The organism is Microcystis viridis FACHB-1342, assembly GCF_014698335.1.
GTDB lineage: Bacteria > Cyanobacteriota > Cyanobacteriia > Cyanobacteriales > Microcystaceae > Microcystis > Microcystis ichthyoblabe_A.
Map to the genome: position 1 here is coordinate 1 of NZ_JACJSV010000022.1, position 21,950 is coordinate 21,950.

The window sequence follows — 21,950 nt, forward strand, 5'->3', positions numbered from 1 at the left end:
CCAGACCAACCGATGAAGACGAAACGGTCTCTTTTGAGCCAGTCATCGAGAGCATCAAACAGCCCTCTTTCTGGGGCGCGTCCGACAGCAATGGTCATGGGTATTTTTCCTCTTGCTTAACTGAAATCACGGGCAAGATTTCTTAACTTTTTTGAGTCTGGGATTACTCCCATTGTCTTATAAGATGGCGCGATCGATTGACTGGATTAGCTTAACTAAACTAGCTGCGATCGCTCGTTAATCCTCACAAACTGTAAAAGATTAACGTTTCTTAAACTAGCACAAGCTAGACAATAATTTCGAGTTCGGTAAGACTTTGGTTCCTTGCGGCCTCTATCTACCTTTAACTATTATTAGCAAAAAATTACAAATCTATACAACTTGACTCATAATTGATTTTTAATACACACAAAAACTTTTTTGTCAATGAGTATTTATATTCATTTTTTTAATTGATCGCCATTCCCAATCCTCTAGGGGTTGCTCTAGCAATTGACAATCAAAGCATTCCTCGGCGGCGGTTTTCAGGGTAGCGATAATTGTCTCTAGGGTCAAATCTGGGGCTAAATTGAGCTTTTGAGGGGCAGCACTGGCGAAAACTTGCTCAAACAGCGAATTATCCTGCTCTAACACCATCGAACCATGTTGGAGAACCGAGGAACCCCGTTGCAGTTGGGCGCTCCCAATAAATTTATTTCCCCAATTATCGACTAAATCCGCACCGGTAGCTGTACCGAAACAGTTAGCAGAATGGATATATCCCCGGCCGGCAGCACCGTAGGACAATTCTAGACCGAGATTTTGCCAGCCTGTGATTAAAAATTGACAGATTTGACAGTAAACTTTCCTAACATTCCCCTTCATCCCCGAATTTACCACCATATAAGTCAAATCCCCCTGATGTAGTACGGCCCGGCCACCGGTAGGACGACGAACTAGGGAGATTTTTTGACCTTGCCAAGTCAAATCACGCCAAAAATCGGGATATTGCCGTTGATGATAGCCCAAGGAAATAGCTGGGGGCGACCATTGATAAAAACGCAGAGTCGGGGGATGATGACCACAACGGTGTTGTTCTAGTAACCAAGAATCGATCGCCATTTGTAGCTCTGCCGATGAGATAATTGGAGGGATATAACGCCAAATTTTAGCTGCCACCAAAAGATTCTCGTAACATTTCATCATTATTATCTGCTACCGTCGCCACGAGAGTAATTGCTCGCGAAATCTCCCCAGCAGACAAATCGGCCACAGTACGCTGAGAAATCACCACCACCTGCTCATTCATAATGGCAAAATGAGATTCAAAGGTTTCGGCACAATTCATCGCTAATAACTTGCGGGTTAATCCCAATTCATCCTGAACAGGCAATTTCAGCACAGAAGACCACACCGTGAGAAAATCATCATCGCTTTCCCCAGTTAACTGCACAAATACCTCAACGCTACCATACTGAAACTTCCACAGATAACCTTTTTCTGTATGTTGTACCATAGCAGTATCATTCTGCTGCAGAGTAGAAATAACCATTTCAATCATTTCTTGGTGACTGCTCGTACTAGCCAGAAATTCATCGGTCATTGACTCTATTGCTTCTGAAGTCGCTAAACTTTCTGTGGTCATAAAAATTCCCTAAACTCGATCGATCACAATCTTATCCCAAGAGAAAAGAAAAAAAGACATTCGGGTTGGGGAAGTGGGGTTTTAGGGTTTTGGGGTTTTGGGGTTTTAGTTGAATTTCCCCACTTTCCCCACTTTCCCCACTTTCCCACTTCCCCAATTACTCAAAATTTTATGAAGCATTTGAGTAAACACCTAACTTGATCGATGACAATGGCTCTATCCCTTTCTAGCTGTCAATAATTATGCAAAGTCTTTTTCAACGTTCCCTAACTGAGACCAATTCTGGGGAAGAAGATACCCGTAGTCGTATTCTACAGGCCGCTTTACGTTTATTTGCCGCTAAGGGTTATGAAGGAACCACGACCAAAGACCTAGCAGGAAAAGCAAATGTGGCAGAAGGAACTTTATTTCGTTATTTTCCCAACAAAAAGGCGATTTTAATCGAAGTGGCCACTAGGGGATGGGTGGACATTCTCACCGACTTGCTGACGGAATTGAGCGAAATGGGCAGTTATAAAGCGGTAGCGCAGGTGATGCGACGTAGGGTGTTGAGAATGCGAGAAAATAGCGATTTATTGCGAGTTTGTTTTATAGAGGCACAATTTCACCCCGAATTAAAAGAGCGGATTCAATCGGAGGTAATTGCTAAAATGACCGATGTGGCTGAGGCTTTTTTTCAAACAGCGATCGATCATGGTATCTATCGTCCCATGAATCCGAAAATTGTAGCCCAGGTTTTTCTAGGAATGTTCGCAATTGCCGGTTTTTCTAGTGAAACTATTTTAGATAGTAATGCTTCCCCCTTAGCTTTACAAGAAATGGCCGAAGGTATTGCCGAAATTTTTCTGAATGGAGTGTTAGTTAAGTAGTCGTGCAAAATTAATTTCCTAGTCGAGACTCCGAGACTCCGAGACAGCTAATCTAAGGATAGGCGGTTAAAATCCTTTTTAGCTTACTTAAGTAGGGTTTACGGCAAAAAGTTTATTGGTGGGGTTAGGAGTCGGTCGTCAGGAGTCAGTAGCCGGTCGTCGGGAGGGGAAGTAAGAATAACAGAATGACCTCTTTAACTTAGACAATGGTGAAGTAAAAGTCGTTAACAATATCCCAGAATTACTCGAATTATCTATAGATAATCCCAATAAATTTAAAGAACACATGGACAGAGGAGATTTTGAGCGTTGGCTGGATAATATAGAGATAGGAGAAACAGAACTAGCAAATATAGCTCAGGCAACTCGAGAGAAGAATGATGATGAGCGCCTACATTATTTTCTCAGAGAATGCTGTCTAGTCTTGATTGAGAGAAACCCTTAATATTTCCTAACAAAAACTTGATTTGATCGCCAACTACCTGCAAGATAAAGAAAGAACGAATGAGATAGGAATTTACAAGGGGATAAAAATTAAAATCTTTCTGATTTCAAGCTACCAACGACCAGCGCTAGTCACTGATAACTGAAACCTGAAAACTGAAACCTGATAACTGAAAACTGAAACCTGATAACTGATAACTGATAACTGATAACTGAAATGACTCGATCCTATTTTGCTACCACCGCTAGGGGACTAGAAGAAATTGCCGCTAGGGAATTAGAATTCCTAGGGGCCAAAGAAGTGAAACCAGTATTCACCGGAGTCCATTTTCAGGGGGATATCTCCCTACTCTATCGAGTCAATCTTTGGTCAAGAATTATTTTTCGGGTTTTGGTTCCCATTGCCGAAATTCCCTGTGGGGATGGGAAGGAACTGTATGATGGTATTCAAGCCATTGATTGGCGAGATTATCTCAGCAGTGAGGAAACTTTAGCGGTACAATGTACGGGAACGAATGATCGCCTCAATCACACCCATTACACCGCTTTAAGCATCAAAAACGCTATTATCGACCAACAGCGTCAACAGGGCAATCCCCGTTCCTTTGTGGATACAGAAAACCCCGACCTGCAAATTAACGCTCATATCGAGAAAAATCGCTGTGTGCTTAGTTTAGATAGTTCTGGCCACAGTTTACATCGTCGCGGGTATCATCGGGCCATGGGAGTCGCACCTCTGAAAGAAAGTCTTGCCGCTGCTTTGGTAGAATTATCAGCATGGCAGGATGATATGGTGCTTTTGGACCCTTTCTGTGGTTCGGGAACCATTGTCATCGAAGCGACGTTAAAAGCTTTAAATATTGCCCCCGGTTTATCCCGTTCCCAGTTCGGATTCCAGAAATGGCCAGACTATCAACCGGATTTATGGCAATCTTTGCTTCAGGAAGCTAAAGAAAAACAAAAATTTCAGCTAAATGCGCCAATTTATGCTAGTGATGCCGATTATGAGGTTTTGCGTCAGGCCGAGGATAACGCCTATTTTTGTCAAGTGCAGGACTATATTAATTTTAGCTTGCAAAGCATCACCGACTTAGAACCGACGAGCGATCGAGGGATTATTCTCTGTAATCCCCCTTACGGCAAAAGATTGGGCAATACCGAAGAATTAGGGGCCTTATATAAATCCTTCGGTGATGTCTTAAAACAGAGGTTTAAGGGTTGGACAGCCTATATTTTATCGGGAAACAAAGAACTGACTAAACAAATCGGTCTGCGTTCTTCCCGTCGCACTCCCTTGTATAACGGTTCTTTGCCCTGTACCCTCTTAAAATATGAGTTGTATTAACTACATCAAAACCTTGAGACTGTCAAGGGCTAAATGAACATTCTGACGAACTGAGGCAGCAGAAGTGTGTAAATCCAGACGTTCAGCATCGGTCAAACGCACTTCCAGAATACTTTCCACACCCCGACAGCCTAAGCGACAGGGAACCCCCAGATAGACATCCTGTAAACCGTATTCACCCTTAAGATAGGCTGCCGCCGGCAGTAAACGGGATTGATTTCTCAATATCGTCTCGACCATGGTACAGGCAGAGGAAGCAGGGGCATAATAAGCGCCGCCAGTTTGCAGTAATTTGACGATTTCAGCCCCACCGTTGCGAGTTCTCTCCACTAAACGGTTAATTGTTATCTCGTCCATTAATTCGGTAATCGGCACACCACTGACGGTACAGTAACGGGGTAGGGGCAACATTAAATCACCGTGACCACCCAAAACCATAGCATGAACGTCGGCGGTACTAACCCCCAATTCCATGGCGATAAAGGTTTGTAAACGGGAAGAATCGAGGACTCCCGCCATTCCCATCACTCTTTGGGGGGGTAAACCGGTCGATTGCCAGACTAGATAGGTCATCACATCCAGGGGATTAGTGATGACAATAAAAATGGCTTCCGGAGAATACTGGAGGCATTTAGTGGCGGCCTCGACGACAATTTTAGCATTGACATTCATGAGATCATCGCGACTCATGCCCGGTTTTCTGGCTAATCCAGCCGTAATCACGACAATATCCGAGCCTGCCGTGTCTTCGTAGTTATTAGTGCCAATAATCTCGCTGTCGTGCAGTTCTATGCCCTGAGCTTCCATCAAATCTAGGGCAATACCCTGGGGCAAACCATTGACGATATCGAGGAGAACCACATCAGCGAGGTTTTTTTCGGCGATGCGTTGGGCCAGGGTGCGTCCGACGTTGCCAGCACCAATAACCGAGACTCGGGGCGATTGACAGGGGATGAGTGTATCGTAGAAGTCAACCATGGTTTATGGATGAGGCAATTCCTCATCAGGCGGGTTCCAGTTGTTCGAGCTTTAGCCACACACTGGGGGTGGGAACACAGAATTTAATCAAAGCATAATCATCTTTTACATCCAAGACTTCTGCTGTCGAGTCGAACATATAACTGGGTAAACGGCGATCGCTGGCTAGGGCTTCGAGGCTATTTTCTAGGTTTCCCGTCACCACGCGGACTAAAGCTCCTTTCTTAATTGTAGCTGCCATGTTTTTCTGGTTAAATTTGCTGGGGGTTTCCCCCATAAATTGTTACATATTCGGGCAGACCTCTGACAAGAGCTTTTTTCAGTCATCGGTTTACTGATGACTAATACCAAAGGCCGAATCTAAAACCTAATTGGTTAGGCTCAAAGCTTTGATGTACTTAGGTGGCTGGTTATAATTAAATTAAAAATGGATTTTAGGTTCGATCCCCCCCTTATTAAGGAGGGTGCCGATCCCCCCTGCCCCCCTTGATAAGGGGGGTGCCGATAGGCGGGGGGATCCCCCTTAATAAGGGGGGCATCTGAAAGTTTTCAATACCTACCTACTTAGTTTTTACCCTTGTTTTTAGGTGGGAGAATTGCCAGATTCTTTCTTGTGCATGAGTGCCTGTCGCCCCTTGCCTTTAGAAACTAATAACTGATTCCGGGCTGATGGCTTTTTGGCTTAAGATAAAGTTTAGCCCTCGATCGAGTTCTCGTGTTTTCATGGTTTTACAACTGCGCGTCTATGTTCCCGAACACCCTCTGGTTAAGCATTGGCTGGCGATCGCCCGCGATCAAAATACCCCCTCGGTACTGTTTAAAACAGCGATGACGGAACTAGGGCGCTGGTTAACCTACGAAGCAGCCAGGCAATGGTTGCCGACCCTGGAAACTAGCGTTAAAACCCCTCTAGCGGAATGTCCCGCTACTTTTATCGATCCTAGCGTACCGATCGCCGTAGTCCCGATTTTACGCGCAGGATTAGCCCTGTTGGAAGGGGCGCAAAGTCTTTTACCCCTAGCTAGTACCTATCATCTCGGTTTAGCCAGAAATGAGGAAACCCTGGAGGTGAGTTGTTATTTAAATAAATTACCGGCTAGTTTTGATCCAGCCACGAGAGTGTTAATTCTGGAACCGATGTTAGCCACGGGGGGATCAATTTCAACGGCAATGGCAGAAATTACCAGCAGAGGCGTTGATCCTGCCCTAATTCGCCTGATTTCCGTGGTGGCTGCCCCGCCGGCTTTACAGAAATTGAGTCAGAATTATCCCAGCTTGAACATCTATACGGCTATTATCGATGAAGGATTAAATAGCCGCGGTTACATCGTGCCGGGGTTGGGCGATGCCGGCGATCGAGCTTTTGGAACCTATTAGGAGAAAAATGGATTATGAGTCAGCGAGATGGGTTTGCGGGCGGTTTTTTGGCTGGTGCGATTGTCGGTGGTTTAGTGGGCGGTGTTTTGGGGACAGTGTTGGCTAATCGCAGCCGTCGCGGTTTAGCAGATGGTGATAATCAGTCTTTTTTGGAGGAGATCCGCAATGGGCGCTTGACTCCAGAGGAAGGTATGGAAATGGCCCGCCGCAGTTTAGAAGATAAAATTGCCCAGTTAAATCTAGCGATCGATGATGTGCGTCAACAGTTAGGATCGGTACAGGAAAACGGCAGCGATCATTAAATAGGGTTGGCTGAATAAATCTCAAAACCTTTATATAACTTTGAGTTAGGGATAGGTATAGCCGCTTCTTAAAAGTTGCCAAACATTAATCAAATCAAGGAGAATTTATTCTCAATTATCAAAATTGAGACAGTTTGTGCCGCTTAAATAAAGAGATTTTGATAACTAAATTAAAGCATATCTAAAGAGTTTTGAGTTAAGAGTAAAACTTCAAGTTTTCATTCAGAATATAGCGTTTCTTAAGCTAGTGAGGTACACCTATTCTTCTTTCCTTTCGTCTAAAGCCCATAACTTTTGTACCTCAGCAGACTGAAAAAAGCTATAGTTTAAGAGTCATGAGAAGAAAAACATGGGGAAAAAAGCAAAAAAAAGTTAGCGGACAAAGAAGAGGTGGTCGAGTAAATGGGATGGGAGGAGTGAGATATTCCGATAAAAAAAGATTCGTAGAATTCATCAAAAAAGGAAATTGAGAAACTTTTTATGAAGTGGTAAAAGTTTTTTATACAAAAATCATTAAAGAATGGGTGGAAGCGGGGAATAAAGAGGAGGATTTTCGAGAAAAGGGTCGAAAGATTGTCCTGATTCTCGATAATGCTAGTGTTCACAAAAAAACGGATGTTGTTGGTAAAATTGCTGAAAATATGCCCAACTTAATTTTAGAGTGTTTACCCGCATATAGCCCAGATTTAAATATCATTGAATTGCTCTGGCACTCGACAAAAGAATTTATCGCTCATCGACTTTTTAAATCAGTTGAAGAATTAGAATCTCTTTTACATCAACTTTATAAATGAAGGAGGTCTAATTATTAAGTGGGATCGCAAGTTGAAAAACAAGGGTAATTCTGTTAACGCAATTTAAATTACGAACAGCTTACTGCACACTTAAAACTCAAATCTGATAACTGATAACTGATAACTGATAACTGATAACTGATAACTGTCTTACTCGGCCTTTACCAAACCCTGAGAGCGAATACAGGCCTGTTCCCAGCGACAATCGGGATTAACTTCCACTGGTTTGAGTCGCGCCCAGATTTCGCCTTGATCATCGGCATAAAAACTATCGATAATAGCAGGAATACGAGTACCAAAAGGTTCAGTAATCAGGACAGAATCGGTCAGATTAAATACTTCGCCATTAGCTCCCGTCGCTTTTTCGATGACGGGAATTTCTGCTTTGGGAATCGGTTTTCGGAATGGAGGAGCCGAATCGAAACGGGGACGGAGAGGAGATTTTATCTCACTACTGACTGATTTTACCGTTTCCTCGGCTGGTTTTTCCTCAATTATTTCTGGAGGGGTTTCTGGAGGTTTGGGGGGTACTGCAGCCCTAGAACCCTTTTTAATAATTTGTAGAGGTTGTAGGGGAGGAGTGGTTTTAATTGGCTCTTCGGGAGGTTCAGGGGTGCTAGGGGTTTTCTTCGGGGGACGTGGCATGATACGACAAGGAAAATAAAAACTATAGGATTATTGAAGCATATCGAGCCGCTAACCCGCTCGACCAGTGCTTGTGTCAATTTTGCTGTGGCTAATTCTTCCCTGGATCCGGGCCAGATACCCCGCACTATAGCTATCTAGGAATTAGTCGATTCCCCTCTCCTCTCCAACTTATTGAAAAAACTTCTCATTAAGTATTGACAAAAATTCCTAATAAGCTTATAGTTATTTATAGTGTTCTCCTCTTAAGGATCGGCAGTGGAACCGCGCGGCAGTCTCTAACAATGCGGTTCCCATTTTTTTTTTGGAACGATAGAAGGCTTTTAACGTCTCTAAACTTCTAGGTTTCCTCATCCTTTGGCTTTTATGAACGATAATTCCGACCTGTACCTCGATCATCTCACCCATGCGGATACTGTCATCACTGCTGAAATTGTCGAGCATGAGAGTCAATCAACAGATGAGACAGATTGGGCAGCTCTATCCTCTCATTTACGTCAACAAAATCAAGAATTACAAGCGGAGATCTGGCGACGGGAGCAAGCTCTGGCGGAACTGCGATCGCGGTTAGCCGAGCAACATCGTCGCTGGCAAAGTTGCGATACCCTAATCCAGCAGCAAAACGAGGAACTGCAATACGAAAAGCAACAATTACAGCGAGCTTTAGGAGAAATCGAACAGTATCGTCAAGCAGAACAACGACAACCGATGATTATTGCCAATTTGACCGCAGAATTGACCCGCACGCGCCAACAATTAGCCCGTTTAGAGCGAGAATGTGCCTTAATTCAGGAAAGTTATCAGGAAAAAAGCCAAAAACTGTGCAACTATGACCAGCAATTGCAGGAATTACGCACCCGTCTCCAACGTCAGCAACGCTACACCCTCCAGTATAAAGCGGCCTTGGCCCAGTATTTCCAGCGCGGTAGCGATCGCAATTTTTCCCCAGATTTAGCCATTGTTGACAAGGCAGCTGCGATCGAGCCTTGGTCTCAGACAGAGAATCAAGAAAACGATGAAGTGGCTCCCATCGATGATTTTGTAGCGGAATTAGAGACTATTGAGCCAGTAGAATCCTTAAATAAGAAAGACAGGGATTGGCCCGCACCTATCATCTCTCCTTCCCCGAAATATTCCTCTTTTCGGGTTGATTTGCCCACTTTTATTAAATATCGCCAAGAAAAAGATAATTCCTGAACAACAGAAAGAGAGCCGGCGACTGTCCATGTTTCGTCTCGGCTCTCTATTCTGGTTCGCTCCTCACACTAATTAAAATCTATCATAAGCTGATGGTTTTGTCCACTAAATTCACAAAAGTTAATATTTTTATAGTTCCGTCATCGGCAGCAGTTGCCATTTTTGACGGAGAAGACGGTTAAGTAGTTTTTGACTGACGCTAATCAGGATTAATCTCGATTGCTGAATTGGGGCCGATTCTCCGATAATGCGACAGTTACGCTCAAAATTGAGCATCGCTTCGCAAAAATTCGCAGTTAGGGGATAGAGTTTCTGGCCTTCCCAACAATCGCAAACGGTTAAAATTTGCAGGATTAAGGCTATTTCGGCGGGATGATGCCATGATAATAGTTCAGACTCGGTTAATCTAATTTTTTCCCGATTGAGCAGTTGTAACAAACTAGAATAGCGAGCGTGGGTATATTGAAATAAAAAGAAAAATTCTCCTTCGGGATGGAGAGGAAGCTGATCGGAGAAAAATTTATCAATTAAATCGTTTAGTTTCAGTAACCAAAAGGACAAAAATTGCTGATCTAATAATAATTCTAGCCATCCTTCCCTAAGCTGAATTTGTGGAAAAAGGGCGATTAAATGGTTAAATATGGTTTGACATTGAGCGGGTGTAAAATAATAAAACAGAGGTGAACGATAGAGGATACTATCAGTTTTTTGGCAACGATAGAAAGTTAATTTATGGTTGTTTTCTGGAAAAAGATTAATTAATTGTTGTTTTAAACAATGCTCGATCGAGGGGTGATTGCAGATAAAATTCATACTCAGAAGGGTAAACGTAGTTGCGTGCGCCCAAAACGTCCTCTAGATATTTCCACCAAATTGAGATGCACCCAAATTATCCCTATTCTTCTTCCTTCCACACAAACACCAGAAGAGCCAGTTTTCGGATATTGTAGTAGATATCTATGGGAGAAATCCAGATATATTCTAGAACGTGAGGTGTGGAACCTGACGCGATTGCCCATAAAAATGCCAGGTTTTTGAATGTGGACTCGTTGAACCAAGAATCCCGAAGCGCTGGGATGGGAGTATCAATCGGATTCTCTCAGGAAACCCGCTTTCTGACTTGCAGTAAGATTGAGGGCATAGTATGGCAATTTCGTAGGCGATGAAGGCAGCGGCAGTTATTGAACAGTACAAAAACGGGCGGCGGGATTTCCGGGGGGAATCCTTGCGGGGTGGTAACTTTCGCGGTGCGGACTTAACAGGGGCGGATTTCAGTGGTTGTGATATACGCGGGGCAAATTTTAGTCGGGCGAATTTGACGGGGACGAAGTTTGCCGGGGCGAAGGCGGGATTGCCGAAGCGGTGGCTGGTGATTTTGCTGGGGTTGGCTTTGGTGTTAATTGTGGTTTCGAGTTTTTTCTCCCTCGTAGCCGCTTTTATGACGAGCTTAATTTTTGATTCATCCAGTACAGAAACCCAAGTTATTGGTTGGTCCACCTTAATCTTTATCATCCTCTTTTGCCTCATCTCCTGGCGCAAAAATATTTTGGCCGGAGCCGTAGCCGGAGCCGGAGCCGTAGCCGTAGCCGTAGCCGGAGCCGTAGCCGGAGCCGTAGCCGGAGCCCTAGCCGTAGCCGGAGCCGTAGCCGGAGCCGGAATCGGAGCCGTAGCCGGAGCCGTAGCCCTAGCCGGAGCCCTAGCCGTAGCCGTAGCCCTAGCCCTAGCCGTAGCCCTAGCCGGAGCCCTAGCCGGAGCCGTAGCCGTAGCCGTAGCCCTAGCCCTAGCCGGAGCCCTAGCCGGAGCCGTAGCCGGAGCCGGAGCCGGAACCGTAACCGCAGCCGTAGCCATATCCGTAACCGTAGCCTTATTTTATTGTTGGCTCGGTTGGCTGACCCTTAAACAGGAAAGCCGCGATCCTTGGTTGCGTAAAATTGTGATAGCCTTTGCTGCTATTGGTGGCACATCCTTTTTTCAAGCCAATTTAACCGCAACAGATTTTACAGGAGCCACCTTAAAAAGTACCAATTTTAATCAGGCAATCTTGAATAAAACAATTTTTAAACAAGCAATTAAATTGGAATTAGCCCGCCCCGGCAATACCTTATTAGCCAATCCCCGGTTTAGAGAATTTTTGATTGATTCCCGCACCGGAAGCGGAAAAGACTTTGCCCAAGCCAATTTACGGGGGGCATATCTGGAGGGGGCAAACCTGCAAGCTGCCAACTTGCGCCTAGCGAATATCAGTGAAGCCAGCTTGCAATACGCCAACCTTGCGGGGGCAAACCTCACCGAAGTCAACGCCGTCAATGCCGATTTGCGCCATGCTACTCTGACGGGTGCTTGCGTGGAAAATTGGAATATTGATGCCACCACCCAACTGGATGAGGTGGACTGCCAGTACATTTATCTGCTTAATGGGCAAAAAGAGCGCCGCCCCAGTAGTGGCGAATTTCAACCGGGCGAATTTACTAAATTATTTGCCGAAATGTTCGACACCGTTGACCTCATTTTCCGCAATGGGGTAGATTGGAAAGCTTTCATTGCTGCCTTAAAAGAAGTGCAAGTGCAGAATGAAAATACGCCGCTTCAGGTGCAGAGCATTGCCAATAAAGGAGATGGCGTGATAGTGGTAAAAGTCCATGTACCGCCCGATACTGATAAAGAGAAAATTCATCAAGAATTTAACCAAAATTATCAACTACAACTCGCAGCCATTGAAGCCCAATATAAGGCACAACTCACCGCCAAAGAGACAGAAATTGCCATCTATCGCCAACAAAGTGTTGATATGATGGAAATTACCAAAACCCTCGCCAACCGTCCCATCCATGTAGAAGCAAAAGCCATGAGCAACAGTAACGACAGTTCTCCAAATATCACCATCCGCGATATTAATAATTCCGCCGTCAATTTCGGCGAAATTATCGGCGATGTAACTAATACCATTAACCAAATTGCAGCCGATGCTTCCCCAGAAAATGCCCAACTTAAAGCCTTACTGCAAGAACTAACCCAGGCGATTGAAATTGACAGCCATTTAGATGAAGAAGAAAAAGCCGAAGCCGCCAATCAAGTGAAAAAGATTGCCCAAGCTAGTCAAAATCCTGATGATGCCGGACTGCAAAAGAAAGCCCAACGAGCGGTTAATTTTCTCGAAACAATTGCTAAAGCTTTGGAACCTGCCAGCAAACTTGCCCAAGCCTGTCAAAAAGCCTTACCGATAATTTTGGGAATATTAGGCTTCTGATAGGTTTGTAGTTGCGCTTTAGCGCAGTTCTAGTTAGGGTCTGCTGAAAAAGTTTTTCGGTAGAGGCAGGGTGTGGGGTGTGGGGTGTGGGGTGTGGGGTGTGGGATTTTACGGGTTTTGAGGTGGCCAATTACCTAATTTTTAGGGAAAAAGTACCTGAATTTTCCCCCTTATCACTCCCATACTTGGTACTTTTTGATTGACAAAAAGTCTAAAAGTCTTACCCAACAAGGTTTTTAGATTTATTCAGCAAACCCTAGTTAGGGCTATCGATGGCAATTGTCGATGATAGCTGAGATTCTATCACTTGATGACCGAGATTAACCGGTCGAGCATTTCCCTCTACTGGCGCGCAATAACGGGGAATTGGGCTAGAAACGAGGCTAATATGACGGTCACTCACCGCTAATCCATGGCTAGGATCATAACCTTTCCAGCCGCCCCCCGGCAAATACACCTCTACCCAAGCGTGTAAATGTCTTTCTTCTTGGTCTAAATCTCCTTCTTGATAGCCACTGACAAAACGGGAAGCTAATCCCACACAGCGACACACATCCATAAATAAAACCACAAAATCGCGACAGGAACCCTGCTTATTTTTCCAAGTGTTTCCGGGTAGATAGGGTTCCCCAGTAAGACGAATAATTTGCTGACAATTGCGGTAAATTTTGTCATTAAGATTAAACAGGAAAGATAGCACCTGTCCCTCAGTTTCCTGCATAATTTCTTGGGCTAATGCTGCCATATCAGGGTCATTATTTAACCCATAGAATTGTCTGTAGGGTTGTAATTGACTGTGGAGAGAAATAGGATAATCAAAGGGTAAACAGGTCGCCCAAGGTTCCAACAAATACTGAAAAGGATTAACCCCATGGGTTTCCACTTCACTGACCACATCAATCAATAATTCTTCCGTCGGTTGATTAAACCAAATTTGTAAACAAGAATTACCATCGAGGTCGATAATATTAGTTATTGTTAAAGGTTCTGGGTTAATTTTGAGCGTGAACTCTCGCAAAGTTTGCCCACCATCGGATTTTGGCCGCAAGCGCAGCAGATGAGGCGATAAAATCACGGGTTGATTATAGAAATAGTTGGTTTGATGCCGAATGTGATAACGCATTAAGTTGTTAATTGGGATTGATATTGAAAGTTATTTACTGGCAGAGGTGAGGCAAGTTCGGGATTAAAAACAAAGAAAGTTTCTGTCATTTTTATTCCCACATCATTAACTCTTTTTTGAATATGGTCGAGGAATTCATGCAATCCCATTTCAATAACATCCTCGATAGTTAGATAACTCATTTCGGCACAAAGTCGCCCTAAACTTCTTTCTACCGAATTGCCCCAAGTTCCTACAGGAGTACCGGTAACTTGATGCAAACAGTGGTCTAATTCCCGCAGACAAAAGTGAATTGAACGAGGAAATTCTCGATTAAGAATTAAAAATTCAGCCACGTCACTAGGAGTAATCCGTCGTTGACATTTACGATACATTTCGTAGGCACTCACCGACCGCAGTAAAGCAATCCATTGAATTTGGTCTAGAGAAGTTCCTACCCATTGAGCGGAAGGCAAGAGATAATAGTATTTAACATCAAGAATTCTGGCGGTTTTATCGGCGCGTTCCTGTAATCTTCCCATAACGCCAAAATGCCAACCTTCATTATGAGTCATCGTTGCATCCATTACCCCCGCAAAACGGTGACTAGCCAATTTAACTTGGGTAAAAAAGTTCGGTAAAGTAGTTTGAGGATGGTAAGAGGAAGCGTCTTTTACCATCAAGAAAAAACCATTAACCTGTTCCCACATTTCCGAAGAAATAATCTCGCGAACTGACCGAGCATTTTCTCTGGCCCAGCGCAAACAAGAGATAATTGAGTTACTATATTCCGTGTCAAATGTCAAGAAATTGATCACATTTTCTGCGGTGGCTGTGCCGTAACGTTTCTTGAATTGTTCTAAATCTCCCGTGGTTAAAACCAAAGGTTCCCACTGTTGCAAAACGCTGGTAGGTACATCTAACATTAAATTAAGATTAACATCCATAAACCGGGCGACATTTTCTGCCCGTTCAATATAGCGATTTAACCAATAAATTGAATCAGCAACTCTACTAAGCATAATTAACTGGGAAAAAGTGAAAAGGAAAAAGAAAAGGGTAGGGTGGGTTAGTAACCCACCAAAATTTTGATTATTGTCCTGATTACTTGGTTAAAACCCAAGTATCTTTACTGCCACCACCTTGAGAAGAATTAACCACTAAAGAACCCTTTTTCAAAGCTACGCGAGTTAACCCCCCGGGATGCACATAAATTTCATCACCCCGATGGAGAATATAGGGACGTAAATCCACATGACGACCTTCAACTTCCGTGTCAATTAAAGTGGGAACCCTAGAAAGACTTAACACCGGTTGAGCGATATAATTGCGGGGATTAGCAGCAATGCGTGGGGCAAATTCTGCCCTTTGTTCGGGGGTAGCTTGAGAACCGACTAACATCCCATAACCTCCCGATTCATTGGCAGCTTTCACAACTAATTTATCGAGATTATTTAAGACATAATCTAAGTCCTTTTCTCGCCAACAAAGATAGGTAGGAACGTTATTTAAAATCGCTTCTTCTCCCAGATAATAACGAATCATATCGGGGACAAAAGCATAAATAACCTTATCATCGGCGACTCCCGTACCCGGGGCATTAGCTAAAGCGACGCGACCTTCCTGGAAAACTTTTAGTAATCCGGGTACACCTAACATCGAATCGGGACGAAAAACCGCCGGATCTAAAAAGTCATCATCGAGGCGACGATAGACCACATCTACCCGTCTTAATCCCTTGGTGGTTTTCATTTGTAGATAACCATCAAAGACGACTAAATCACGCCCTTCCACTAATTCTACCCCCATTTGTTGGGCAATAAAAGAATGTTCAAAGTAGGCAGAATTATAGGTTCCGGGGGTTAAAACCACCACGGTGGGATTAGGTAATTGGGCTGGGGCTAAATTAAGGAGAGTTTCCAACAGATGGGAAGGATAATCATCCACCGGTTTAACATTCATTGTCTGGAAAATATCTGGGAAAGTGCTTTTCATTACCCGACGATTTTCGAGGACATAAGAAATACCGGAAGGAACCCGCAAATTATCCTCTAAAACGTACCATTGACCATCTTTATCGCGGACTAAATCGGTTCCCGTGATGTGACACCAGATACCTCCGGCGGGTTTCAGTCCCAGACAGGGTTTCAGAAATCCCGTCGCCGAGGCGATTAATTCGGGGGGAATAATGCCATCTTTAATGATTAACTGGTCATTGTAGATATCGGAGAGAAAAAGATTGAGAGCTTTGATGCGTTGTTTCAGTCCTCTTTCTAAATAATCCCAGTCCTCAGCCGAGACAATTCGGGGAATAATATCAAAAGGAAAGATTTTTTCCACCCCTTGATTGTCGCTATAGACATTGAAAGTCACCCCCAATTCAAACAGGGCCGACTGAGCCGTTTCCCGGTGTTGTTGAAGTTCTCGGGGCGGCAGATTCTGCAACCATTTGATTAAAGGGGACGAGTGGGGACGAGGTTGACCATCATCTAAGAATAGTTCGTCGTAGAAGCCTTCGGGATCGTAGGTATTTAATAGCACGCTGACCTCATTTCATACCTTACCTATTCCCAGTGTCGGACAATTGGCCTGATTTTTTGTAGTCTAGGAGACATTTTAAGGGAAATTTTAGGAAGTTAGCCGTTTTTCGTCCCTAGCGATCGCCAATCGATCCCCACCGGTGGAGAAACCTGACCGGAGCGAGAATTAGACCTGAAAACTGTGTTACATTTTTTAAAGGTCACACATTAAATCTTTCATTTTTCTTACTGGTTACGCGATGTTTACCAAACAAGTAACGGATTCTAAAGCCTATCAATGGTTTGAGGAACGCTTAGAAATTCAAGGGATCGCTGATGATATCAGCACCAAATACGTTCCCCCTCACGTCAATATCTTCTACTGTCTGGGTGGCATCACCCTTGTGTGCTTCGTGATCCAGTTTGCCACTGGTTTCGCCATGACCTTCTACTACAAACCCACTGTAGCAGAGGCCCTCTCCTCCGTACAGTACATCATGAACGAAGTTAACTTTGGCTGGTTAATTCGTTCTATCCATCGCTGGTCCGCCAGTATGATGGTCTTAATGATGATCCTGCACGTTTTCCGCGTTTACCTGACCGGTGGATTCAAAAAACCTCGCGAATTAACCTGGGTAACTGGGGTTGTCCTGGCCGTAATCACCGTTAGCTTCGGTGTCACCGGTTACTCCTTACCCTGGGATCAGGTGGGTTACTGGGCGGTTAAAATTGTTTCCGGTGTACCTGCTGCTATTCCCGTCGTCGGTGATCAACTCGTCACCCTGATGCGCGGTAGCGAAAGCGTCGGTCAAGCAACTTTAACCCGTTTCTACAGCTTACATACTTTTGTACTACCCTGGTCGATCGCGGTCTTCATGTTGCTACATTTCTTGATGATCCGTAAACAAGGCATTTCTGGGCCTCTATAATTCAGAAAAATATCTCTGTCGATCCGAAATCATTTTTAGGAGACATTATCCATGTCCACATTAAAAAAGCCCGATCTCAGCGATCCCGCTCTGCGCGCTAAGTTGGCTAAAGGGATGGGTCACAACTACTACGGTGAACCCGCTTGGCCTAACGATCTGCTCTATGTCTTCCCGGTGGTTATCTTTGGTACGATCGGACTCTGCACCGGTTTAGCGATTATGGATCCCACCATGATCGGTGAACCTGCCGATCCTTTCGCTACTCCCTTAGAAATTCTGCCAGAGTGGTATCTTTATCCCGTTTTCCAAATTCTCCGTATTCTTCCTAACAAACTCTTAGGTATCGCTTGCATGGCCGGCGTTCCCCTAGGCTTGATGTTAGTTCCCTTTATTGAAAGCGTCAATAAATTCCAAAATCCTTTCCGTCGTCCCGTCGCTACCGCTATCTTCCTATTTGGTACTGTGGTCACGATCTGGTTAGGTATTGGTGCCACTTTCCCCATCGATATATCTTTAACTCTCGGTTTGTTCTAAGTTACTGAACTCCGGCAGTTTTTTGCCCACGCTTGTGATTCCTGACTTTGGAAGAGCGATCGTGGGCAATTTTAATTGTGATTTCCTCTAACGGGTAATTTGTTGTACCAAAGCGATGACATCGCTGCGGCTGAGTTTTTCCTTACCTAACGCTAGGACTTCGAGAGTGCCATGGGCTAAAGCGAGGGGAATCTTACAAAAATCGAGTGCCGGCCCTTTCGGCAGCGATTGAGTGTAATAATCGGCTAATTTCAGATTACGACGGGCATAATTATGAATATCACTAATTGTCCAACCCTGGGGCAGAAAACTTACCCCCCGGCGCAGATCCTCGCCATGGTTGCGGGCAATATTAACCGCTTGTAAACCCCGACCAAAACCGATGGCATAACTGCGATTAGTTTGAGTGCCGTCGTACCAATTCCAGAGGTCAGACAGCAATAAACCCACAGCACCGGCCACACTAAAGGTATATTGATCTAATTCCACTTCTGTGCGAATATCCCAGTTATTCCCGGCCCAGTAGGCCATGCGATCGGCCATGGCCGCCGTGGCATCCCAAACCCGGGGGGCGATCGAATCCGGTGCTAACATTGCCCATTCGCCAATTCTCAGGGTGACTTCCGGCAAAATCTCCCGATGGACTAAGCCAAAAGTAAAATCCTCTTTGGTAGAATTTTGGGTACCTGCTTGTAAATTCAGGCTAATTTGTCTTAATATCTGGGCTTTACTGAAGTTATCTAGGTCTGGATGGTCTTCTACTTCATCGATCGCCCTCATACAGAGATAAGCTGAGGCTACTGCCTCGAGCAGACGATCCGGTAAACGACTTATGGGAATATAAAAAGTTCGACTCGTTTCTTGCAGAATCGTTAAAGCATTATCGCGCAAATTCATTCAGTCCACTCCTCACGCCAACTTAGGTAACTACGAGTTAAACCAATCAGATAGATCGGTTTAGGTGATTCCGATGTTCCTAAGACAAAGTTGCTGTCTATTGTAGTATGATTATTCAAAATTTCCCGATTATTCTCGAAAAAATCAACCATTAGGGTCTTCTTGACAATTTTTCTTTCTCGTATAGCTGAGGGACAATTACGGCAATTTTTCGAGATTACAGGCTTAAAAAGCGGTTTTTGCCCGTTTTTAAACGGTATTTTGCGGCTTCATGGCAGGGATTGAAAGGAGGTCACTTGTAAAATTGGCCCGATCATGGCCAGAGTCATCACATCCGAGCGAATTTGACCTATAACTGTCACTTTTGCCCTTGTTTGAATTAATTCGGCGGTCGGTTCCATTAATTCGTAGGTTTGACCGTTATCGGCAATTAATGCCCAAGTTCCCGTGCCTATTTCGATTCTTTTTACCTGACCCGTTACACTAACACTCATGCTTTGATTTCCCCGATCGAGGCGATCGCGATTGCCGCCCCTGTTACAAGCATTCTATCGATATCTTTCCTCGGCATTGATTGTCAATTTTGGCAGAATTTAACCCCATAAATCAGTTTTTTTTATCTAAAAAGCGATCGCTACTTCCGCCACCACCGCTAAGAGGGAGGCCACAGCCGCTAAAATCATTATTTCTCGATCGGATTGTCTCATAGCTATCTGAGTATAAATTACTAGTCCTAGTCTATATCACATCTAACCTAGAGTTAAATTGATCTAAATTATTTTATCCATAGATAAAAAGCTATAAAAGTTATCGGCAAGAAGGGAGAAATCTTTTTCTGAATTACCCTGTATTATTTGTTCAGAAACCCTAATTAAGCCTAACTGTTAATAGCTTAATGATATTCAATAACATTAGATTCCATAGGTATAAACCAATGGGAGATATTTTCTAGTTTTTGATGGATTTGATCGAGATGATCCTGCACGGGTTGCAGAAAAGTTTCGTACTGTTGCATCTGAGTTTTTAAACGCACTAATGCCAGATTAGCATCGCGCCATTGTCGCTCCTGTTCTTCAAATTCACGAGTTTTTTGCTCTAAATCCGAGCATTGCTCATCAATAGTATCTCTGTTTTTTTGTAAATCCTCTTGTAGCTCCTTGATTTCTGCGGCTAAACGTTGACTTTCTTGGAGATTATTTTGATAACTATCCTCCAGGAGAATTAACACTGGTTCAAAGCTACATTTTTGGGCATCTTCTGGGGATAAAATTCCCTGTCTGCGTTGCAGAATTTTCAGATGTTGAGAGCAAATAGCTTGCCTTTCCCGAAGATTCCGTCTTTGTCCGAACAAAGTTTCTGCCAGCATTCCTTTTCTCTCCTGTTCCTCGGCTAATTCCGCCTCTAAATTAGCTCGCTGGGATTCATCTATTGTGGCCATTCTTGCCTCTAATTCTTCCACAGTTTGAGATTGGAGAGTTAATTCTTCCTCTTGGTCGTTGACAAAAATTTCCAAGCGATCGAGGTCTGTTTGTAAATTGTTAACTAAGCTCTCCAATTTTTCTAAAGGCATTTTTTCAAGAGCTTCTAGATCGATTTTACCATCAAAATCTAGGTCTGCTGCTTGGGCGAGACGAAGGAGCATTTGTCGAGTAGAATCAGTGGTTTGTAGGGTGAGGTTAAGGTGATCGAATAATTCCTGTTTTTGACTCAGAACAGTTTCTTGTATTTGTAGTTGTATTTTCGCTGTTTCCAAAACACTGCGACTTGTCTTTAATTCCCTGGCTCTTTGTTTGAGATGATTGAGCATTTGTTCGTTGACGACCTGGCGATTTTCTACAGCTTTTTTCTGCTCCTCTAAACTTTGCCAACAACTATTTAAAATTGTCTGTTGTCCCTGCACAGATTCAAGAGTTGAATAGAGAATTTGTGAGGGAGAATTACCCAGATCGTGATTATTGGCTAAACTCTCCGCTAGAGAGCGAATAAATTGTTGTTGTTCTGGGGAAAGATTGGGGAAGGAGTTGAAATTTATTTGTTCTTCTTCCAGGTGTCGCTGTTGCTCTATCAATTGTTGTTTTAGGTTTTCCAGTTCTTGTTTTTTGCCCTCTAAATAATCGAATTCTACTTCTATGCGCTCAATTTGCTCAATTCTTTCCTCCATTTCCATTTTCTGGCGGTTGAGAATCTCGCTTTGATAGGTGAGGGATTGTTTCCACTGAGCGATTTTCTCTTGATCTTCCTTATTGCGTTCGATCAAACGGGAAATCTTTTGCAGTTGTCGCACCATCTCCGCTCCCGCTAATTCCGGTTTTCCTTGCAGTTGACGATTATCGCTCAAATTCACCAAGAGAAGCGCACCTTCTCCTATGGAGTTAGTTTCGTCGCAGGTTAAAATATCGTTTCCCGCTATGGCACTCCACGTCTGATCTTTATGCTGACAGGCCAATAGTTTCAATTCGGTTTTGTAACCACTGATAAAACCTCTAGTCTGTTTTTTTACTTCTGCAAGGTATAGCACGAGTAGTCTTCCTGTGTGATGAAAGTTTTTGTAATTGGTTTTAGAGAGAGTTGGTGATCGAGGCTAGGAACGGCCTGTCTATAGTTTCAGTGTACCCATCAGCTGCCAAAAAATTTTAAATTTCTATTATTCAAGTTTTTCTTTTTGAGACATACATTTGTCCTCAATTTTTCCTCTTACCCACTGGAAAATTTTAAATTTTTGAAGATTTTTAAGCACCAATTTACTGACCTAGTCTCAAAAAATTTGGCAGTCAATCTCATAAATCGGCTGATGTTTTCTGACCCCTTTTACCTCTGGCTGCAGTTTGAATAAGCTGACCACACATCTAAATTATCGTTTAAGACGGCGTGAGAGCGAGAGGCAAGGATAGAAAGCTAGACCTTTTGTACTGAAAATTGCCAAAGCTAGTTTAAATGCAGCAAAGCTTACTGAAAAATATCTTACATAATTAGCTTATCAGATTTATTATTAGTGACAAGAGCAAGGAAGACAGCGTTTCTTCTCAAGATGAAGTATGACGAGACTTGGCATCATCTCCAGACTAACACCTCCTCTTCCAGTATTGCCCAAGACTAGAGACTTCGTACCTCACCATTAAGATAACTGCTCTAGGTTATTCTAGACCA

Annotated in this window: 20 protein-coding genes and 1 pseudogene; 9 read left to right on the plus strand and 12 right to left on the minus strand. The window is 43.7% G+C overall.

The genetic code is table 11. The features are described 5' to 3' along the window. Positions 1 to 423: 423 nt before the first annotated feature. Entirely contained in the window at positions 424 to 1,185 is a 762-nt protein-coding gene (locus tag H6G40_RS09280) for a lipoate--protein ligase family protein (protein WP_069473757.1), read from the minus strand. Then, the gene (locus tag H6G40_RS09285; protein ID WP_069473758.1) at positions 1,148 to 1,624 is read right to left on the minus strand and encodes a YbjN domain-containing protein; all 477 of its coding nucleotides are present in this window, start codon (positions 1,622 to 1,624) and stop codon (positions 1,148 to 1,150) included. The genes H6G40_RS09280 and H6G40_RS09285 overlap by 38 nt, the downstream gene beginning before the upstream one ends. Before the next feature lie 242 nt (positions 1,625 to 1,866). On the opposite strand from H6G40_RS09285, the gene H6G40_RS09290 reads away from it, so the two are divergent. Next, entirely contained in the window at positions 1,867 to 2,493 is a 627-nt protein-coding gene (locus H6G40_RS09290; protein ID WP_002738367.1) for a TetR/AcrR family transcriptional regulator, read from the plus strand. Between the two features lie 661 nt (positions 2,494 to 3,154). Further along, positions 3,155 to 4,282 carry a THUMP domain-containing class I SAM-dependent RNA methyltransferase gene (locus H6G40_RS09295; protein WP_002738408.1) on the plus strand — a complete coding sequence of 376 codons (1,128 nt, stop codon included), beginning with the start codon at positions 3,155 to 3,157 and terminating at the stop codon, positions 4,280 to 4,282. On the opposite strand, the gene mdh is transcribed toward H6G40_RS09295, so the two are convergent. Together mdh and ndhO are read right to left on the minus strand one after the other, a co-directional pair. After that, on the minus strand, positions 4,283 to 5,260 hold the full coding sequence (gene mdh, locus H6G40_RS09300) for a malate dehydrogenase (protein WP_002790897.1): 978 nt from the start codon (positions 5,258 to 5,260) through the stop codon (positions 4,283 to 4,285). 25 nt (positions 5,261 to 5,285) lie between these two features. Beyond that, positions 5,286 to 5,501 (minus strand): NAD(P)H-quinone oxidoreductase subunit O, encoded by a 216-nt coding sequence (ndhO, locus tag H6G40_RS09305; RefSeq protein ID WP_036397110.1) that lies wholly within the window; start codon positions 5,499 to 5,501, stop codon positions 5,286 to 5,288. A gap of 482 nt (positions 5,502 to 5,983) precedes the next feature. On the opposite strand from ndhO, the gene upp reads away from it, so the two are divergent. The 3 genes and pseudogenes from upp to H6G40_RS23230 form a co-directional block, all read left to right on the plus strand. Further along, entirely contained in the window at positions 5,984 to 6,637 is a 654-nt protein-coding gene (gene upp / locus H6G40_RS09310; RefSeq protein ID WP_016516455.1) for a uracil phosphoribosyltransferase, read from the plus strand. 14 nt (positions 6,638 to 6,651) lie between these two features. Beyond that, positions 6,652 to 6,939: a ssl2009 family thylakoid membrane protein gene (locus H6G40_RS09315; protein ID WP_002738615.1), complete on the plus strand. Its 288-nt coding sequence runs from the start codon at positions 6,652 to 6,654 to the stop codon at positions 6,937 to 6,939. A 311-nt stretch (positions 6,940 to 7,250) separates the two neighbouring features. Continuing rightward, positions 7,251 to 7,800 (plus strand): annotated as a pseudogene (locus H6G40_RS23230) (IS630 family transposase); the annotation flags it as partial. 83 nt (positions 7,801 to 7,883) lie between these two features. Here the strand turns inward: H6G40_RS23230 and H6G40_RS09325 are convergent. Continuing rightward, a complete protein-coding gene (locus tag H6G40_RS09325; protein WP_002738874.1) occupies positions 7,884 to 8,378 on the minus strand; it encodes a hypothetical protein in 495 nt (164 codons plus the stop codon). A 366-nt stretch (positions 8,379 to 8,744) separates the two neighbouring features. On the opposite strand from H6G40_RS09325, the gene H6G40_RS09330 reads away from it, so the two are divergent. After that, a complete protein-coding gene (locus H6G40_RS09330; protein WP_002751676.1) occupies positions 8,745 to 9,575 on the plus strand; it encodes a hypothetical protein in 831 nt (276 codons plus the stop codon). Positions 9,576 to 9,704: 129 nt separating this feature from the next. Here H6G40_RS09330 and H6G40_RS09335 read toward each other — a convergent pair whose 3' ends face one another. Next, complete coding sequence (locus H6G40_RS09335) at positions 9,705 to 10,388, minus strand: DALR anticodon-binding domain-containing protein (RefSeq protein ID WP_190537567.1); 684 nt, start codon at positions 10,386 to 10,388, stop codon at positions 9,705 to 9,707. Between the two features lie 349 nt (positions 10,389 to 10,737). Between H6G40_RS09335 and H6G40_RS09340 the strand changes: the two genes are divergently transcribed. Further along, a complete protein-coding gene (locus H6G40_RS09340) occupies positions 10,738 to 12,822 on the plus strand; it encodes a pentapeptide repeat-containing protein (protein WP_190537569.1) in 2,085 nt (694 codons plus the stop codon). Between the two features lie 256 nt (positions 12,823 to 13,078). On the opposite strand, the gene H6G40_RS09345 is transcribed toward H6G40_RS09340, so the two are convergent. The 3 genes from H6G40_RS09345 to H6G40_RS09355 form a co-directional block, all read right to left on the minus strand. Next, positions 13,079 to 13,945 carry a transglutaminase family protein gene (locus H6G40_RS09345; RefSeq protein WP_069475045.1) on the minus strand — a complete coding sequence of 289 codons (867 nt, stop codon included), beginning with the start codon at positions 13,943 to 13,945 and terminating at the stop codon, positions 13,079 to 13,081. Beyond that, positions 13,945 to 14,946 carry an alpha-E domain-containing protein gene (locus tag H6G40_RS09350; protein WP_002751685.1) on the minus strand — a complete coding sequence of 334 codons (1,002 nt, stop codon included), beginning with the start codon at positions 14,944 to 14,946 and terminating at the stop codon, positions 13,945 to 13,947. Before H6G40_RS09350 ends, H6G40_RS09345 begins: the two co-directional genes overlap by 1 nt. An 82-nt stretch (positions 14,947 to 15,028) precedes the next feature. Then, the gene (locus H6G40_RS09355) at positions 15,029 to 16,465 is read right to left on the minus strand and encodes a circularly permuted type 2 ATP-grasp protein (protein WP_002738532.1); all 1,437 of its coding nucleotides are present in this window, start codon (positions 16,463 to 16,465) and stop codon (positions 15,029 to 15,031) included. A 238-nt stretch (positions 16,466 to 16,703) separates the two neighbouring features. On the opposite strand from H6G40_RS09355, the gene petB reads away from it, so the two are divergent. Together petB and petD are read left to right on the plus strand one after the other, a co-directional pair. Next, complete coding sequence (petB, locus tag H6G40_RS09360) at positions 16,704 to 17,372, plus strand: cytochrome b6 (RefSeq protein ID WP_002738970.1); 669 nt, start codon at positions 16,704 to 16,706, stop codon at positions 17,370 to 17,372. Between the two features lie 51 nt (positions 17,373 to 17,423). Then, on the plus strand, positions 17,424 to 17,906 hold the full coding sequence (petD, locus tag H6G40_RS09365) for a cytochrome b6-f complex subunit IV (RefSeq protein ID WP_002738373.1): 483 nt from the start codon (positions 17,424 to 17,426) through the stop codon (positions 17,904 to 17,906). An 87-nt stretch (positions 17,907 to 17,993) separates the two neighbouring features. On the opposite strand, the gene H6G40_RS09370 is transcribed toward petD, so the two are convergent. The 3 genes from H6G40_RS09370 to hmpF all read right to left on the minus strand — a co-directional run bounded on the left by H6G40_RS09370 (position 17,994) and on the right by hmpF (position 21,321). Further along, on the minus strand, positions 17,994 to 18,803 hold the full coding sequence (locus H6G40_RS09370; RefSeq protein WP_069475044.1) for a squalene/phytoene synthase family protein: 810 nt from the start codon (positions 18,801 to 18,803) through the stop codon (positions 17,994 to 17,996). 269 nt (positions 18,804 to 19,072) lie between these two features. Beyond that, complete coding sequence (locus H6G40_RS09375) at positions 19,073 to 19,297, minus strand: hypothetical protein (RefSeq protein ID WP_002738436.1); 225 nt, start codon at positions 19,295 to 19,297, stop codon at positions 19,073 to 19,075. 398 nt (positions 19,298 to 19,695) lie between these two features. Next, positions 19,696 to 21,321, minus strand: coding sequence for a pilus motility taxis protein HmpF (hmpF, locus tag H6G40_RS09380; RefSeq protein WP_002739140.1), 1,626 nt, complete (start codon positions 21,319 to 21,321; stop codon positions 19,696 to 19,698). Between the last annotated feature and the right edge of the window lie 629 nt (positions 21,322 to 21,950).